The sequence below is a fragment of the Rhodovulum kholense genome, assembly GCF_003053725.1.
Lineage (GTDB): Bacteria > Pseudomonadota > Alphaproteobacteria > Rhodobacterales > Rhodobacteraceae > Rhodovulum > Rhodovulum kholense.
This window is the reverse complement of record NZ_QAYC01000001.1, coordinates 379,913-394,621: the sequence shown is the minus strand read 5'-3', so window position 1 is coordinate 394,621 and position 14,709 is coordinate 379,913. Positions and strand designations below refer to the sequence as shown.

14 protein-coding genes are annotated in these 14,709 nt (G+C 70.1%); 7 read left to right on the top strand and 7 right to left on the bottom strand.

Annotated features, from left to right (window positions below; all coding sequences use genetic code 11):
• Positions 1-18 precede the first annotated feature (18 nt).
• Positions 19-1,557, bottom strand: a complete 1,539-nt coding sequence (locus C8N38_RS01835; RefSeq protein WP_108023336.1) for a M81 family metallopeptidase — start codon at positions 1,555-1,557, stop codon at positions 19-21.
• A gap of 132 nt (positions 1,558-1,689) precedes the next feature.
• Here C8N38_RS01835 and C8N38_RS01830 point away from each other — a divergent pair, with 132 nt between their 5' ends.
• The gene (locus C8N38_RS01830; protein WP_108023334.1) at positions 1,690-2,502 is read left to right on the top strand and encodes an IclR family transcriptional regulator; all 813 of its coding nucleotides are present in this window, start codon (positions 1,690-1,692) and stop codon (positions 2,500-2,502) included.
• A gap of 145 nt (positions 2,503-2,647) precedes the next feature.
• Here C8N38_RS01830 and C8N38_RS01825 read toward each other — a convergent pair whose 3' ends face one another.
• From C8N38_RS01825 to C8N38_RS01805, 5 genes are all read right to left on the bottom strand, one after another.
• A complete protein-coding gene (locus C8N38_RS01825) occupies positions 2,648-3,472 on the bottom strand; it encodes a class I SAM-dependent methyltransferase (protein ID WP_108023332.1) in 825 nt (274 codons plus the stop codon).
• Between the two features lie 92 nt (positions 3,473-3,564).
• Positions 3,565-3,825: a hypothetical protein gene (locus C8N38_RS01820; protein ID WP_108023330.1), complete on the bottom strand. Its 261-nt coding sequence runs from the start codon at positions 3,823-3,825 to the stop codon at positions 3,565-3,567.
• 134 nt (positions 3,826-3,959) lie between these two features.
• Positions 3,960-4,919 carry an AraC family transcriptional regulator gene (locus C8N38_RS01815; RefSeq protein ID WP_108023328.1) on the bottom strand — a complete coding sequence of 320 codons (960 nt, stop codon included), beginning with the start codon at positions 4,917-4,919 and terminating at the stop codon, positions 3,960-3,962.
• Between the two features lie 222 nt (positions 4,920-5,141).
• Positions 5,142-5,408, bottom strand: a complete 267-nt coding sequence (locus tag C8N38_RS01810) for a hypothetical protein (protein WP_342750279.1) — start codon at positions 5,406-5,408, stop codon at positions 5,142-5,144.
• The gene (locus C8N38_RS01805) at positions 5,398-8,202 is read right to left on the bottom strand and encodes a bifunctional [glutamate--ammonia ligase]-adenylyl-L-tyrosine phosphorylase/[glutamate--ammonia-ligase] adenylyltransferase (protein ID WP_108023323.1); all 2,805 of its coding nucleotides are present in this window, start codon (positions 8,200-8,202) and stop codon (positions 5,398-5,400) included. Before C8N38_RS01805 ends, C8N38_RS01810 begins: the two co-directional genes overlap by 11 nt.
• A gap of 94 nt (positions 8,203-8,296) precedes the next feature.
• Between C8N38_RS01805 and C8N38_RS01800 the strand changes: the two genes are divergently transcribed.
• Together C8N38_RS01800 and C8N38_RS01795 are read left to right on the top strand one after the other, a co-directional pair.
• On the top strand, positions 8,297-8,764 hold the full coding sequence (locus C8N38_RS01800; protein ID WP_108023321.1) for a YbaK/EbsC family protein: 468 nt from the start codon (positions 8,297-8,299) through the stop codon (positions 8,762-8,764).
• A gap of 108 nt (positions 8,765-8,872) precedes the next feature.
• Entirely contained in the window at positions 8,873-10,000 is a 1,128-nt protein-coding gene (locus tag C8N38_RS01795) for a carboxylate-amine ligase (RefSeq protein ID WP_108023700.1), read from the top strand.
• Between the two features lie 72 nt (positions 10,001-10,072).
• On the opposite strand, the gene C8N38_RS01790 is transcribed toward C8N38_RS01795, so the two are convergent.
• Positions 10,073-10,726 (bottom strand): VPLPA-CTERM sorting domain-containing protein, encoded by a 654-nt coding sequence (locus C8N38_RS01790; RefSeq protein WP_158272281.1) that lies wholly within the window; start codon positions 10,724-10,726, stop codon positions 10,073-10,075.
• A 141-nt stretch (positions 10,727-10,867) separates the two neighbouring features.
• Between C8N38_RS01790 and C8N38_RS01785 the strand changes: the two genes are divergently transcribed.
• From C8N38_RS01785 to C8N38_RS01770, 4 genes are read left to right on the top strand one after another with little or no spacing between them, the layout of a single operon-like run.
• A complete protein-coding gene (locus tag C8N38_RS01785) occupies positions 10,868-12,013 on the top strand; it encodes an acyl-CoA dehydrogenase family protein (protein WP_108023317.1) in 1,146 nt (381 codons plus the stop codon).
• The gene (locus C8N38_RS01780; RefSeq protein ID WP_108023315.1) at positions 12,010-13,056 is read left to right on the top strand and encodes an enoyl-CoA hydratase/isomerase family protein; all 1,047 of its coding nucleotides are present in this window, start codon (positions 12,010-12,012) and stop codon (positions 13,054-13,056) included. Before C8N38_RS01785 ends, C8N38_RS01780 begins: the two co-directional genes overlap by 4 nt.
• Positions 13,053-13,925: a 3-hydroxyisobutyrate dehydrogenase gene (gene mmsB / locus C8N38_RS01775; RefSeq protein WP_108023313.1), complete on the top strand. Its 873-nt coding sequence runs from the start codon at positions 13,053-13,055 to the stop codon at positions 13,923-13,925. Before C8N38_RS01780 ends, mmsB begins: the two co-directional genes overlap by 4 nt.
• Complete coding sequence (locus C8N38_RS01770) at positions 13,922-14,581, top strand: Crp/Fnr family transcriptional regulator (protein ID WP_108023311.1); 660 nt, start codon at positions 13,922-13,924, stop codon at positions 14,579-14,581. Before mmsB ends, C8N38_RS01770 begins: the two co-directional genes overlap by 4 nt.
• The last annotated feature ends 128 nt before the right edge of the window (positions 14,582-14,709 follow it).

Below are 14,709 nucleotides of genomic sequence, written 5' to 3'. Positions count from 1 at the left end.
CGTCGCGGTGTCGGGGCGTTATTGGCGAGCGGTTGCGGCGGCCGGTTCCGCGCGGCCGCCCGCCGGGTCGAAGGCGGGGCCGTTCGGAGACAGCCTCAGCCCCGTCCGCAGCCGCGTGAAGGGCAGATCGGCGGGATCGAAGGGCATCGGGCCCGGCGCGCAGGCCACAAGGATCGCCCCGGCGACGGGGGCGAAGTCGGCCCGGAAATGGGTCGAGCTCTTGACCACCAGGATCGACTGGTGCTCGGGCACGATCCCGACAAAGCGGAACATCTCGCGATCGGCCATCTGCGCGATCCGGCTGGTCACGGCGACGCGCACGCCGCCGATGCGCAGGCAGGCCGAGGGGCCGAGATCCAGCCGGGTGCCGCCGTAATAGGGGCCGGTCGCCTGAAGCGACCCGTCGGACAGCGCCTCGACCACGGCCACGGTCTCGACGGGCCGGTCGTCGGGCAGCCCGGGATGGCCGCCGATCCGGAACCGCGCGGTCGCGCCGAGGCCGGCCGCATGGGCGGCTGCCGCGGCGGCGGGGTCCACCATCAGCCCGATGGCCGCGTCCTGCGCGTCGGCCGCGATCAGCGCCCGCAAGAGCCCGGTGGTCGCGGAAACGCCTCCGGCCCCGGGGTTGTCCTGGGTGTCGGCGATCACCACCGGGCCTGTCGCCTGCGCCGCCAGCCGCGCCGCCTCGGCCACGGCCGCCTCGGCGGAAAAGGTGCGATTGCCAAAGCGCGGCTCTGCCGCCTCATAGGCTGCGGCGATACGGTCCGCGGCGCGGTCGGCCTCGGCCTGGGTCGCGGCATAGGCCACCGCGCTCGGCCCGCAATCGGGGATGTCGGCCGCGGGAAAGCCCATGAAAAGCGACGCCGACCAGGCGCCGGCGGCCTCCTCGGAGTCGAGTTCGGCATAGAGCCCGTCGGCCGGGGCCATCATCGTCGTCTGGAACGGGATCGGCACCAGATAGGACATCTGCCGGAACGCCTTGGCCGGCCGGGTGCCGGTCCGCATCATCCGGTCGAGCAGGCGCGCCGCCGCCGCCCCGGTCGCCGCCATGTCCACATGCGGATAGGTGCGAAAGCCGACGCAGGCGTCCAGGGCCTCGACGAAGGGCGCCGAGATATTGCCATGCAGGTCGAGCGCCGCCACGACCGGCACATCCGGCCCGACCGTGGCGCGCACGCGGCGCGCGATCTCGGCCTCGCCATCGTCCAGATGTTCGGCCACCATCGCGCCGTGCAGGTCGAGAAAAACGCCATCGAGCGTGCCTGCCCCGGCAAGGCCCGCGACGATCTCGTCGGCGATGGTTTCGAACGCCTCGCGGGTGACAGGGGCCGAGGGGATGGCGCCGGTCCAGAGGATGGGGGCTGCGTCCCAGCCCAGCTCCCCGGCGACGGCAAGCGCCCCCGATATGCCGAGGTTCACCCCCTGCGCGGCCGCCGCGATCCCGGCCCCCCGGGACATGGGGATATATCCGCCCCCCTGCCGAAAGGCTGCAAGATCCGCCGGGGTCGGCGCAAAGGTGTTCGTCTCGTGAAGGAAGCCGGCCAGGGCAACCCGCATCTTGTGTCTCCGCTGTTGGTGGGCCTTGCCGGTCTTTGCGCCGACATTGGCTTGTATATCGACTGCCGATACACTAGTATTGCCAATAGAGCGTACTGGCCCGTTTTTGGGTTCGTCAAGCCGGAGATTTTGATGGCGAGCATTCTTCGCGCCGAGCCGGCGCAGGTGACCGATTTTCAGGCAGCGGAAGAAGACAAACTTTTCGTGCGCGCGGCCGGCAGGGCGATGCGGGTGCTGAGCGCGTTTCACCACGCCAGCGGGCCTCTCAGCCTGTCCGAGATCGCAGCCCGGGCCGCGCTCGATCGCTCGGCCGTCCAGCGGCTTGTCCACACGCTGGTCAAGCTGGGCTACATGCGGCGCAGTCCCGACGACCGGGGCTATCTGCCGGGGATCCGGCTGCTGGATCACACGCTCGATGTGCTGCGGCTCGATCCGGTGGTGCAGAAGGCGACGCCCGTGCTGCTGGAACTGCGCAAGACCGTGCGCGAGCGCGTCGATTTCAGCCTCTATGACGAGACCCGGCTGGTCTATGCGCTGCGCATGCAGAGCAAGCGCGAGACCTTCTATGCGACCCTCGTGGGCCACAGCGTGCCGACCTTCTGCACCGCCGGGGGGCGTGCGGTGCTGTCGGCGCTGTCCGATGAGGCCGCCCGCGAGGTCGTGATGCGGTCGCGCCTGCACCAGTTCACCTCGAAGACCGTCAACGATCCCGACGCCATCCTGGCGCTGATCGCCCGGGCCAGGTCCGACGGCTATGCGGTCGTGGTCGACGAATTCGTGCAGGGCGAGGTTGCCATAGGCGTCGCGGTCGCGGGCCGCGACGGGGCGCCGCTCGGCGCGATCCACGTTGCGGGGTCGCTGTCGGAATGGACGCCCGAGGCCTTCGTGCGCCACGCCGCACCGGTGGCGACGGAGGCCGCCCGGGCCATCAATGGCAGCCTCTAGCGGAACGCCCGGAAGCCCATCCCGGACCGTCTTGCCGACGCGGGCACTTCGCGGCGGCTCTGTCCATCCATCCGCCTCGGCCCGGACCGGACGAGTCCCTGCAACGGCGCCCGGAACGCCGCTGCAGGCCGTGTCGGTCTTCGCGTCACGCCTTGCGGATCACACATTCGACATAGGCGCCCGGGACCGACATCGTCCCGTCGCGCGCCACATCAAACCGTGCGATCAACCCCAGAAGGTCTGTCTCCAGCGCCGCTTGCGCATCGTCGTCCAGCGACAGGAACGCCTTGTGGACCGGGCCATAGAGGCTGCGGAAGACCTCGATGAAATGGCCGGGCGCGCGATAGCGGAACACGAACTGCCGCGGGGTGACATCGATCGCGGCGGCGACGGGGCGGAAGGTGTGCTCGATCCAGTCGCGGTCGCCCCAGATCGCGGGCGACCGGAGCCCGGCCGGCGGGGCGACATGCGCGCCGAGCGTGCGGAACAGCTGCCCGATGAACCCGTCGGCGGTCCAGCTTGCAAGGCCGATCAGGCCGCCGGGACGGCAGGTGCGCGCCAGTTCCGCAGCGGCCTTCTGCTGGTTCGGCGCGAACATCACGCCGAAGGTCGAGACCACCGCATCGAAGGCCGCATCCCCGAATGGCAGCGCCTCGGCATCGGCCAGGCCGAAGCTCACGTCGAGGCCCTCGGCCTGCGCCCGCGCCCTGCCCTTGTCAAGCAACGCGGCAACGTAGTCGGTCGAGGTCACACGATGCCATCGGCGGGCAAAGGCGAGGGTCGCGTTGCCATTGCCCGCGGCCACGTCGAGAACGCGTGCGCCCGGGGGCAGGTCCATGCTTTCGGCCAGGGTTTCGCCGACGATCTGCAAGGTCGTGCCGATCACGGCATAGTCGCCCGAGGACCAGGCGGCATTCTGTTGCGCCTTGATCGCCGGGAAATCCGGTTGGACGTCAAGTCTGGTATCCATGATTTCAAATCCCGTGAACTATGTCTCAAATCGCTTTTCGCCTGACCGGGGACGCCGCCTGAAAGGGCCGCCTGACCGGACAGCTTCGGGGATCAGGTCGCCGGCAGGCCCGGCGCCCTGCAAGGCAGCCCCCCCAGTTCCGGCACCCGCAGCAGGCCGATATCCTTGCGCAGGTGATCGCCGAGCTTGGCCATCCCCCGCCTCTGGCGCGCCTTGCGCACCCGGTCGGAGCGGCACTTCATCAAGCGGCGGAACCGGCCCAGGGGCCCCGTCCCGGCCTCGCGGGTGCGGCCGCCCCCGGGCGGCGCGCACGAACGGTCCCGGCCGAGACCGGGGTGTTTCCAGAAGGTCATCGTCCTCTCCTCTCTCTGGACCGCCGAGACATACGGCCAGAGGGCCGGTTTCCGAATGACCGCACGGCCCGAAGACATGACCGATCGTCCGGCCCCGCGCGGCGGCGGGTTCGGCGGCGGGTCCGGCACTGGGCTCAGGGCGCTTGCGCGGCCCGCCAGTCTGCGGGCGACAGACCGGTTTCGCGCTTGAAGCTGCGCGAGAAAGCTTCGGGCGCCTCGTAGCCGACGCGGAAGGCGATCTCGGCGGCGGTGAGGTCGGTGTCGCGCAGAAGCAGGCGCGCGGCCTCGATCCGTTGCGCCAGGGCATAACGGGCGGGCCCCGATCCCATGAGGTCGGAGAAGCGCGCGACGAAGGCCGACCGCGACATCCCGGCCTCTGCCGCCAGCGCGCCGACCGAGACCGGGGCCGCGAGGCTCTGGTGGATGCGCGCCAGGGCCCGCGCGATCCGCGGATCGGCCATGCCCGCCAGCCAGCCCTGCGGCCGGGGCGTCCGCTCCAGATAAAGGCGCAACGCCTCGACCAGCAGCAACTCGGCCAGCTGCGCCATGACCGCAGCCGAAGAAATCCGCCCGGCCGTCAGTTCGCGGGCGACCATCCCGATCGAGGCCTCGATCCATTGCAGCGTCGCGACATGCTGGGTGCGGATCACCAGCAGCGTCGGCAAGGCATCCAGCAGCGGCGTGGGACCGGCATTCGCGGCGATGAACCCGCAAAGGAGCCGCGTGACATCGCCCCCGCCGCCAAAGCTGATCCGCGCCAGCCGGTCCCGGTCCGGCGGAAGGATCAGGTCCCGCCCGGGGACCGGATCGAGCCCCGGCCCGCTGGCAAGACTGTGCCGGGCGTTGGTGGGCAGAAACACCACATCGCCGGGGCCTGCCTCGCGCACCGAGCCGTCTTCCAGCCCGACCCGCATCGCGCCTTCGGTGACGATGTGATACGCGATCACCTGTTTCGGCACGTCCATGAACGGGCGGCAATCGGTCGGCGATATCCGGGCAAGGATCGCCCAGGGCGCGGTCAGTACGCCCTCCAGAAAGACGCCGCCCGCAAGATCGAGGGACCGGACGATCGCCGTCAGCGGATCGGATAGCATGCGCGTGCCCGCACCAGTCTGTCCCCTCGCCACGGGCGTCCTTGGGCCGCCCCCCCTGCGGTGTTCCTCCTCGGATGGGGCGGCACTATCGCACGAATTCGCGGCGGCCCCGGCGATTCTTTTCGCGCGGGCCGAACCGGCGGTCGGCGACCGGTGCGGCGGTCCTGGCAATGCCACGACGCAGCGCCCTCCGACCGGCGCGGGGCGCGCGACAGGGCGGCGCTAGCTGCGCCGGCCGCGCGGCCCGCCCCGGCGGCGGGCGGCGGGTTCTTCGGCAAGCCCCGCGCGCAGCACGGCTGTCATCGGATGATCGGCCGCGCCAGGGCCGTATTCGGCCAGAAGCCGGCGCAGGGCGCGGCTTGTGTCGACCGTCTCGGGCAGCCCCAGCGCCCAGTCGAGAAAGATCGAGCGGCATTCCGAGGGGCCGATCCCCTCGATCCGGTAGGATTCCCGGATCAGCCCCCGCGGGTCCGCCAGTTCAATCCGCATCATCGTCCTCCTGCGGGCTGCGCCCGATCGCCGCCTCGATCACCTCGGCCGCCGCAGCGCGCCGGTCGTCCAGCAGGGCCGCAAGCGCCCCGGCATCGGCCAGCCCCGTGCCCCGCAACAGGAAGGCCCGTCCGCTTTCGCCAAGGCTGCAAGGGTCGAGCGGCAGATCCGCGATCAGCTTGGCCGCGCCCTGCACCTGGCGCTGCAGCCGGTAGGAGGCGATCAGCGTCTGCGCCTCGGGGGCCTCGAGCCAACCCGCATCGACCCCGGCATCGAGCTGGTCGGGCACCGAGGTCGCGGGGTGGGCGGCGATCAGCGCCGCGGCCGAGGCGATCAGTTCGATATCCTGGCCCCGGCCCGGCCCCTGCTTGCCGTCCCAGGCCGATTTCGCGGGCTTGGCCTCGGCCAGCCGCCGCCGCATGTCGACAACGCCCGCCACGGTGCGCGCCACATCGGCCTTGTCGCGCAGCAGCGCCTGACGAAATGCCTCGACCTCGGCGCCAAGCGCGCTGTCGCCCGCCACCGGCCGCGCGCGGGTCAGCGCCAGATGTTCCCAGGTCCAGGCCTCGTCGCGCTGATAGCTGCGAAAGCTCTGCAGCGAGGTCGCGACCGGCCCCTGATTGCCCGAGGGCCTGAGCCGCATGTCGACCTCGTAAAGCCGGCCCTCGGCCATCGGCGCGGTCAGCGCCGTCACCAGCGCCTGGGTCAGCTTGGCGTAATAGGCGCGCGAGGCCAGCGGGCGGCGGCCGTCAGACGCCTCGACCCCGTCGGCATCGTAGATCACGATCAGGTCGAGATCGGACCGCGAGGTCAATGCGCCTGCGCCGAGCGAGCCCATGCCCAGCACCGTGGCCCCCTTGCCGGGCGGCGCGCCATGCTTGGCGGCGAACTGCGCGACGACCTTCGGCCAGAGCGCGGCCAGCACCGCCTCGGCCAGATCGGCATATTCGGCGCCCGCGGTCTCGGCATCGATCAGCCCGCGCAGGAAATGGACCCCGATCCGGAAATGCCATTCCTTGGCCCAGGCGCGCGCGGCATCGAGCTGGGCCTCGTAATCGCCCAGCGTTCCGAGCCGGTCGGCCAGCGCCCCGGTCAGCGCCGCGCGTCCCGGCCAGGCCTCGAAGAAGCTGCCGCCGATGACGGCGTCCAGCACCCGGGCGTTGCGCGACAGGTACTGCGCCAGTTCCGGCGAGACGCTGGTGATGTCGATCAAGAGGTCGATCAGATGCGGGTTGGCCTCGAACAGCGAGAACAGCTGCACCCCCGCGGGCAGCCCCGCGAGAAACCCGTCGAAGGCGGCGAAGGCCTCGTCGGGGCGCGGAGCCTTGGTCAGGCGCGAGAAGAGATCGGGTTTCAGCCGGTGGAAGATCTCGCGCGCCCGCGCGGTGCGCAGGCAGGGATAGCCGGGCCAGCGCTCGACGATCCCGGCCGCGGTCTCCGGGATCTCGGGCAGATCCTCGGCGGGCTTTCCGGGGGCGAAGAAGCCTTCGGTCAGGCCCGCGACCCGGCGCAGCCGCGCGGCCAGCGCGTCGCGCCACGGCCCGGTCTCGGCCGCGCCGCAGAACCGCGCGATCCGCTCGATCCCTTCGGGCGAATTCGGCAGCAGATGGGTCTGGGCGTCGTTGACCATCTGCAGCCGGTGTTCGACCTCGCGATGGGCGCGGTAGTCCTCGGTCAGCGTCCCGGCGATCTCGCGCGGGACCCAGCCCTTGTCGGCCAGCCGCGCCAGCCCCTCGACCGTGCCCCGGGCCCGCAAGTCCGGGTCGCGCCCGCCCGCGATGATCTGCCGGGTCTGGGTAAAGAACTCGATCTCGCGGATGCCGCCCTGCCCCAGCTTCATGTCATGGCCTTCAAGGCACAGCGCCCCATGCAGGCCCTTGTGACTGCGGATCCTCAGCCGCATGTCATGGGCGTCCTGGATCGCCGCGAAATCGAGATGCTTGCGCCAGACGAAGGGCCTGAGCCGGTCGAGATAGGCCCAGCCGGCCTGAATATCGCCCGCGCAGGGCCGTGCCTTGATATGGGCCGCGCGTTCCCAGGTGCGCCCGAGCGCCTCGTAATAGCGTTCGGCCGCCTCCATCGACATGCAGACCGGCGTGACCGAGGCGTCGGGCCTCAGCCGCAGGTCGGTGCGGAAGACATAGCCCTCGCCTGTGGCCTCGGACAGGATCGCGGTCATCCGCCGGGTGATCTTGACGAAGGCGCTGCGCGCCTCGTGGAAATCGGCGGGATCGAAGCGGTCCTGATCGAAGAGGCAGATCAGGTCGATGTCTGACGAATAGTTCAGCTCATGCGCGCCCTGCTTGCCCATGGCCAGCGCCACCATGCCGCCCGCCGTCCCGGCATCGGCCTCGGTCAGGCCGGGCAGCTTGCCGCGTGCGATCTCGGCCGCGACCAGCCGCCGGATCGTGACGTCGACGCAAAGATCGGCGAAATCGGTCAGCGCGCCCGTCACCGCCTCGAGCGGCCAGAGCCCGCCCAGATCGGACAGCGCGATCAACAGCGCCGCGCGGCGCTTGGCCTGGCGCAGCCCGGGCTTCAGCGCGTCGAGCGACAGGCCCCGGACCTCGTCCATGAGCGCCGCGAAGACCGGTTCGGGCCTGCCCGCCAGCAGCTCCTCCAGCCAGTCGGCCTCGCGCGTCATCAGCCCCCAGAGATAGGGGCTGCACCCGGCCGTGCCCTCCAGCAGGGCGCGGATCTCGGGCGGCTGGGCGGCGAAGCGGTCGGCCGCCTCGGCGGCGCGGTCGGGCTCGTAGGCAAGGGGCGCGCGGGTCAGTCGGGATGCGAAGCTCATGGCCGAGTGATGCCGCGCGCGGGCGGCCCGGTCAACGGGGCTTGCACCGGGCGGCGGCGGTGCCGATAGTCCGCGCCGACCGAAGGAGGATGCGATGTCGAAAAGCCTGAACCGGGTGCGCGCGGCGCTTAAGGCGGCGGGGCTGCCCGCGGACATCCGCGAGCTGGGCCAGACCCGCACCGCCGAAGAGGCCGCGGCGGCGGTCGGCTGCGCGCTTGACCAGATCGCCAAGTCGATCATCTTCCGGGGCGAGGACAGCGGTACCGCGATCCTGTTCCTGACTGCGGGCGGCAACCGGGTGTCGGAGGCCAAGGCCTCGGCGCTGGCGGGCGAGCCGCTGGGCAAGGCCGATGCCGCGCTGATCCGCGCCCAGACCGGCTTTGCCATCGGCGGCGTCGCCCCGGTCGGCCATCTGGGCCCGATCCGCGCCTTTCTCGACCCGCGGCTTCTTGATTTCGAAACGGTCTGGGCGGCCGCCGGAACGCCGCGTCATGTCTTCCCGCTCGACCCGCATGTGCTGCCGGGCCTGACCGGCGCCGAGGCGGCCGACTTCACGCTTTAGGCGCTGCGACGCCAGATCATCGGCCCGGAGGCGAACAGGCGCTTGCGGGAGCCTGCCTTTCCGGCAGACACTCTTGCCGAGGACCGGGCGGGAGGGCGACCAATGGGCATCACGGCACCCGATTTCACCATCGGCATCGAGGAGGAATACCTTCTTGTCGACCGCGAGACCTGCGCGCTGGCGCAGGCGCCGAAAGGGCTGATGGAGGCCTGTGCCGCCGACCTGGGCGATCAGGTGACGCCGGAATTCCTGCAATGCCAGATCGAGGTCGGCACCCGGGTCTGCCACACCGTATCCGAGGCGCGCGAGGACCTCAGGCGGCTGCGCGCGACGGTGGCGCGGCATGCCGAAAGCTATGGGCTGGCGCCGATCGCCGCCTCCTGCCATCCCTCGGCCGACTGGCTCGACCAGAATCACACCGACAAGGACCGCTATAACGATCTCGACCGGGCGCTGGCGGCGGTGGCGCGGCGGATGCTGATCTGTGGCATGCATGTCCATGTGGGCATCCCCGATCCCGACCAGCGCATCGACCTGATGGCGCAGTTTTCCTATTTCCTGCCGCATCTGCTGGCGATGTCGACCTCGTCGCCGTTCTGGAAGGGGGTCGATACCGGGCTTGCCTCCTACCGGCTGACGGTGTTCGACAACCTGCCCCGCACCGGGCTGCCGCCGCGGTTCGAAAGCTGGTCCGATTACGAACGCTCCGTCGGCGCGCTGACCCGGCTGGGTCTGATCGAGGACGCGACCAAGATCTGGTGGGACCTGCGCCCCTCGGCCCGGTTTCCGACGCTGGAGACCCGGATCTGCGACATGTGCCCCCGGCTCGATCACACGCTGTCGCTGGCCGCGCTGATCCAGTGCACGCTGAGGATGCTGTGGCGGCTTGCGGGCGAGAACCTGCGCTGGCGGGTCTATGAACGGTTTCTGGTGGGCGAGAACCGCTGGCGGGCACAGCGCTATGGCGTGTCCGAGGGGCTGGTCGATTTCGGTCGCAAGGAACTGGTACCCTTCGCCGATCTGCTGGAAGAACTGATCCAGCTGGTCGAGGCCGATGCGGCGGCCCTGGGCTGTCTCGACGAGGTCAATGCCGCGCGCGCCGTCATCGCCCATGGCACCAGCGCCGAACGCCAGCGCGCCATCCATGCCACGGCGCTGGCCGCGGGGGCCGACCGCGAGGGCGCGATGCGCGCCGTCGTGCAAGGGCTGATCGAGGAATTCGGCGCCGATCTCTGAGCGCATGCCGCGAAACGCAAGGCGGACGCCCCGGCAGGCGCCCGCCCGGGACCCGGCCCTCCCCGGGGTCTGTCAGCCGCGCGGCTTGCGGCGCAGCGCACCGAACCCGGCCAGCCCGGCCAGCAGCAGACCGCCCGCGGCCGGAAGCGGCACCGGCGCCGGGTCGGGCTGCAGTTCGGGCACCGTACCGAACACCTTGGACGACCCGTTGCCGCTGCACTGCGCCGGACCCGGATTGGCGCAGGGGCCGACCGTCTGGCCACGCACCGCGAAGCTCTGGCCGATGAAATCGGTCACGTCGAGATCGGCGCCATAGACGAGGAAGCTGAAGGAATTGTAGAAATCCCCGCTGGACCCGACCGCGCCGATGGCGATGCCGATATCGAACTCGGCCCCGATATTGCCGGCCTGGGCATTCTTGGTGTCGGTGGCGAAACCGAGCGTCGGGCCAAGGTCGGTCCATTTGATCGAGTCGACCGATCCGTCGCCGCCCAGATCGAAATAGACCGCCGCGATGTCGCCCTGGTTGACAGAATCGGTCACCAGAAAGCTCATCTTGACGCCGCCCGCCACGTCTTCCAGCGTGACGGTGGTTTTCATCGGGTCGCTGCCTCGCTGGTCGGCAAGGTCGAAGCTGATCGTGGCCGCGGACCCGGCCGAGGCCGCTGCGATAAACCCGGCAGCGGCGGCGGAAATCAGGAAAAGCCTTTTCAAAGTAAGCCCCATTAAAATGATTCCATACCGATTTCTTAATTCGGCCACGAATTTGACGCAAAGGAAATCTCTGGCGCGGACGCTTGCATGACCCCCTCCCCGGTCGCTAACTAAACGGGTGTTCATTTCTTTCGTGACGGGGGAGCAGCGACCATGGATTTTGCGCTAAGCGAGGAACAGACGGCGATCTTTGACATGGCCTGCGATTTCGGCGCGGACCATATCGCGCCCCATGCCCGGAAGTGGGAGGCCGAGGGCACGATCCCCAAGACGCTCTGGCCCGAACTGGGCGCGCTGGGCTTCGGCGGGCTTTACGTGCGCGACAGCTCGGGCGGCGCGGGGCTGACGCGGCTTGATGCGACGCTGGTCTTCGAGGCGCTCAGCATGGCCTGCCCGGCCGTGGCTGCCTTCCTGTCGATCCACAACATGTGCGCCAAGATGATCGACACCTTCGGGTCGGACGAGATGCGCGCGCGGGTGCTGCCCGAGGCGCTGCCGATGCGGACGGTGCTGTCCTACTGCCTGACCGAACCGGGCTCGGGCTCGGACGCGGCGGCGCTGAAGACCCGCGCGGTGCGCAGCACCGACGGCTGGGCGCTGACCGGGACCAAGGCCTTCATTTCGGGCGGCGGCTATTCCGACGCCTATGTCGTCATGGCCCGCACCGGCGAGGCCGGGCCGAAGGGCATCTCGGCCTTTCTGGTCGAGGACGGGCGGCCGGGGCTGTCGTTCGGCGGGCTCGAGGACAAGATGGGCTGGCGCGCCCAGCCGACGCGGCAGGTGCAGTTCGACAATTGCACCATTCCCGCGGCCAACCTGCTGGGCGAAGAGGGCAAGGGGTTTCGCTATGCCATGGCCGGGCTCGACGGCGGGCGACTGAACATCGCGGCCTGTTCGCTGGGCGCGGCGCAGGCGGCGCTTGACGCAACGCTGGCCTATATGGGCGACCGGCAGGCCTTCGGCCAGCGGCTTGACCGGTTCCAGGCGCTGCAATTCCGTCTGGCCGACATGGAGATCGAGCTGCAGGCCGCGCGCGTCTTCCTGCGCCAGGCGGCCTGGAAGCTCGATCAGGGCACGCCCGATGCCACCAAGTTCTGTGCCATGGCCAAGGCCTTCGTGACCGAGACCGGATCCAAGGTGGCCGATGCCTGCCTGCAACTGCATGGCGGCTATGGCTATCTGGCCGATTACGGGATCGAGAAGATCGTGCGCGACCTGCGCGTGCACCAGATCCTCGAGGGCACCAACGAGATCATGCGGCTGATCGTGGCGCGCCAGTTGCTGGAGGCGCGCGGATGAGCGAGATCGAGATCCGGAAAGAGGGCCGGATCGGCCGCATCACCCTGACCCGGCCGGCGGCGCTGAACGCGCTCGGCTACGAGATGTGCCTGGCGATCGAGGCCGCGCTGGACGCCTGGGCGCCCGATCCCGAGGTGCGGATGATCCTGATCGACGCCGAGGGGAACAAGGCGTTCTGCGCGGGCGGCGACATCGCGGTGATGTACGAGACCGGCACCAGGGGCGATTATGCCTATGGCCAGAAATTCTGGCGCGACGAATACCGGATGAACGCCAAGCTCTTCGAATTCCCCAAGCCCGTGGTCAGCCTGATGCAGGGCTTCGTGATGGGCGGGGGCGTCGGCGTCGGCTGTCACGGCTCGCACCGGGTGGTGGGCGAAACCTCGCAGGTCGCCATGCCCGAATGCGGGATCGGCCTCGTGCCCGATGTGGGCGGCTCGCTGATCCTCGCCCGTGCGCCGGGGCGGCTGGGCGAATATCTGGGCGTGACCGGCCGCCGGATGGGCCCGGCCGATGCGATCTTCGCGGGCTTTGCCGATTACTTCATCCCCGAGGCCGACTGGGCCGCGCTGACCGGGACGCTGGTCGAAACCGGCGACTGGGAGGCCGTCGACCGCGCGGCCCGGACGCCGCCGCCGGGCGAGCTGGTCGCGCTGCAACCCCGGATCGACGCGCTTTTCGCGGGCGAGCGGTTGCTGGACATCGTCAATGCGCTGACGGCCGACGGGTCTGACTTTGCGCTGTCGGCACTGAAGGTGATGGAGCGCAACAGCCCGCTGGCCATGGCCTGCGCCATCGAGATGCAGCACCGGCTGAAGGGCTCGGACGACATCCGCCGGGCGCTGGCGCTGGAATACCGCTTTACCTATCGCGCGCCGGAGCATTCGGATTTCCTTGAAGGCATCCGCGCGGCCATCATCGACAAGGACAGAAACCCGCGCTGGAAACATGCGGGGCTGGATGCCGTGCCCGGCGCCGATGTGGCGCGCATGCTGATGCCGCTGGGCGAGCACGGGCTGAAACTGGAGGAGGAACTGCAATGAAGATCGGGTTCATCGGGCTCGGCAACATGGGGGCGCCGATGGCGGCGAACCTGGTTCAGGCGGGCCATGAGGTGACGGGCTTCGACCTGACAGCCCCTGCCCCCGAGGGCGTCGCCATGGCGGACAGCGCGGCGGCGGCGGCCCAGGGCCGCGAGGTCGTCATCACCATGCTGCCGAACGGGCAGATCCTGCGCGCCGTCGCGGCCGAGATCCTGCCCGCGATGGCGTCGGGCGCGGTGCTTCTGGACTGCTCGACCGTCGATGTCGACAGCGCGCGTGCCGTGGCGGCCGCGGCCGAGGCGGCGGGGCTGATGGCGGTCGACGCGCCGGTTTCGGGGGGCGTCGGCGGCGCGTCGGCGGGCACCCTGACCTTCATGGCGGGCGGCAGCGACGCGGCCTTCGCGACGGTCCGGCCCCTGTTCGACATCATGGGTCAGAAGGCCGTCCATTGCGGGCCTTCGGGCAACGGGCAGGCCGCCAAGATCTGCAACAACATGATCCTCGGCGTCACCATGATCGCGACCTGCGAGGCCTTCGCGCTGGCCGACAAGCTGGGGCTTGCACGCGACAAGATGTTCGATGTGGTCTCGACCTCGTCGGGCTACAGCTGGTCCATGAACGCCTATTGCCCCGCCCCCGGCATCGGCCCGGCCAGCCCCGCCGACAACGGCTACAAGCCCGGCTTTGCCGCCGATCTGATGCTGAAGGACCTGCGGCTGTCGCAGCAGGCGGCCGAAGCCGCCGATGCCGACACGCCGATGGGGGCCCGCGCGGCCGAGCTTTACGCGACCTTCGTCGAGGCCGAGGACGGCGCCGGGCGCGACTTTTCGGCGATGCTGCCCCGCTTCGAGAAACGCGGGCGCGGATGAGCTGGCTTGCGCGCGCCGAAGGCCTTGAGGGCATCGAGCCGGGCATCGCCGCCCGGCTCGGGATGCTGCCGGTCAGTCCGCTGCCGAAGGGCAAGGTGCTGTTCTGCCCCGGCGAGGCGGCGCGCGGCTTCACCATCCTGCTGACCGGCCGGGTCGAGGTCTTTCTGATCGGCCCGACCGGGCGCGAGATCCTGCTTTACGCCATCGAGCCGGGGCAATCCTGCGTGCAGTCGACGCTGGGGCTGCTGGGCGGCGAGGATTATACCGGCGAGGCGGTCGCGGCCACCGATTGCGAGGCGGTGCTGGTGCCGAAGGACATCTTCCTTGCGCTGATGGACGAAAGCCCGGTCTTTCGCCGCTTCGTCTTCGGAGCCTTCGCGCAGCGGCTGCAATCGGTGATGGCGCTGCTCGAACGGGTGGCCTTCCAGAAGGTCGAAAGCCGGCTGGCCGCCGATCTGCTGGACCGCGCGGCCGATGGCGCCGTCCACGCCACCCATCAGGAGATCGCGACCCGGATCGGCACCGCGCGCGAGGTCGTCTCGCGCCGGCTCGACGCGCTGGCCCGGGCGGGGATGGTGCGGCTCGACCGCGGCTGCGTCACCATCGAGGACGCGCCGGGTCTGGCCCGGCTTGCCTCCGCCGACGGGGCCCGGTGATCCGTCAGACGTCTCGCGGCTGGGTGACACAGTCACAGACGGGCCGCGCGGCCCGGGGCAAACTGGGGCCATCCTGTCCGGGACTGCCGGACGAGTCGGACCCATCCATCGGAGGACCCATCCATGAC

Coding starts and splice junctions, on each gene's coding strand:
- C8N38_RS01830 (WP_108023334.1), top strand. CDS start 1,690: ATGGCGAGCATTCTTCGCGCCGAGCCGGCGCAGGTGACCGATTTTCAG.
- C8N38_RS01810 (WP_342750279.1), bottom strand. CDS start 5,408: ATGCGGATTGAACTGGCGGACCCGCGGGGGCTGATCCGGGAATCCTAC.
- mmsB (WP_108023313.1), top strand. CDS start 13,053: ATGAAGATCGGGTTCATCGGGCTCGGCAACATGGGGGCGCCGATGGCG.
- C8N38_RS01800 (WP_108023321.1), top strand. CDS start 8,297: ATGTCGAAAAGCCTGAACCGGGTGCGCGCGGCGCTTAAGGCGGCGGGG.
- C8N38_RS01820 (WP_108023330.1), bottom strand. CDS start 3,825: ATGACCTTCTGGAAACACCCCGGTCTCGGCCGGGACCGTTCGTGCGCG.
- C8N38_RS01785 (WP_108023317.1), top strand. CDS start 10,868: ATGGATTTTGCGCTAAGCGAGGAACAGACGGCGATCTTTGACATGGCC.
- C8N38_RS01815 (WP_108023328.1), bottom strand. CDS start 4,919: ATGCTATCCGATCCGCTGACGGCGATCGTCCGGTCCCTCGATCTTGCG.
- C8N38_RS01780 (WP_108023315.1), top strand. CDS start 12,010: ATGAGCGAGATCGAGATCCGGAAAGAGGGCCGGATCGGCCGCATCACC.
- C8N38_RS01825 (WP_108023332.1), bottom strand. CDS start 3,472: ATGGATACCAGACTTGACGTCCAACCGGATTTCCCGGCGATCAAGGCG.
- C8N38_RS01835 (WP_108023336.1), bottom strand. CDS start 1,557: ATGCGGGTTGCCCTGGCCGGCTTCCTTCACGAGACGAACACCTTTGCG.
- C8N38_RS01790 (WP_158272281.1), bottom strand. CDS start 10,726: ATGGGGCTTACTTTGAAAAGGCTTTTCCTGATTTCCGCCGCCGCTGCC.
- C8N38_RS01805 (WP_108023323.1), bottom strand. CDS start 8,202: ATGAGCTTCGCATCCCGACTGACCCGCGCGCCCCTTGCCTACGAGCCC.
- C8N38_RS01770 (WP_108023311.1), top strand. CDS start 13,922: ATGAGCTGGCTTGCGCGCGCCGAAGGCCTTGAGGGCATCGAGCCGGGC.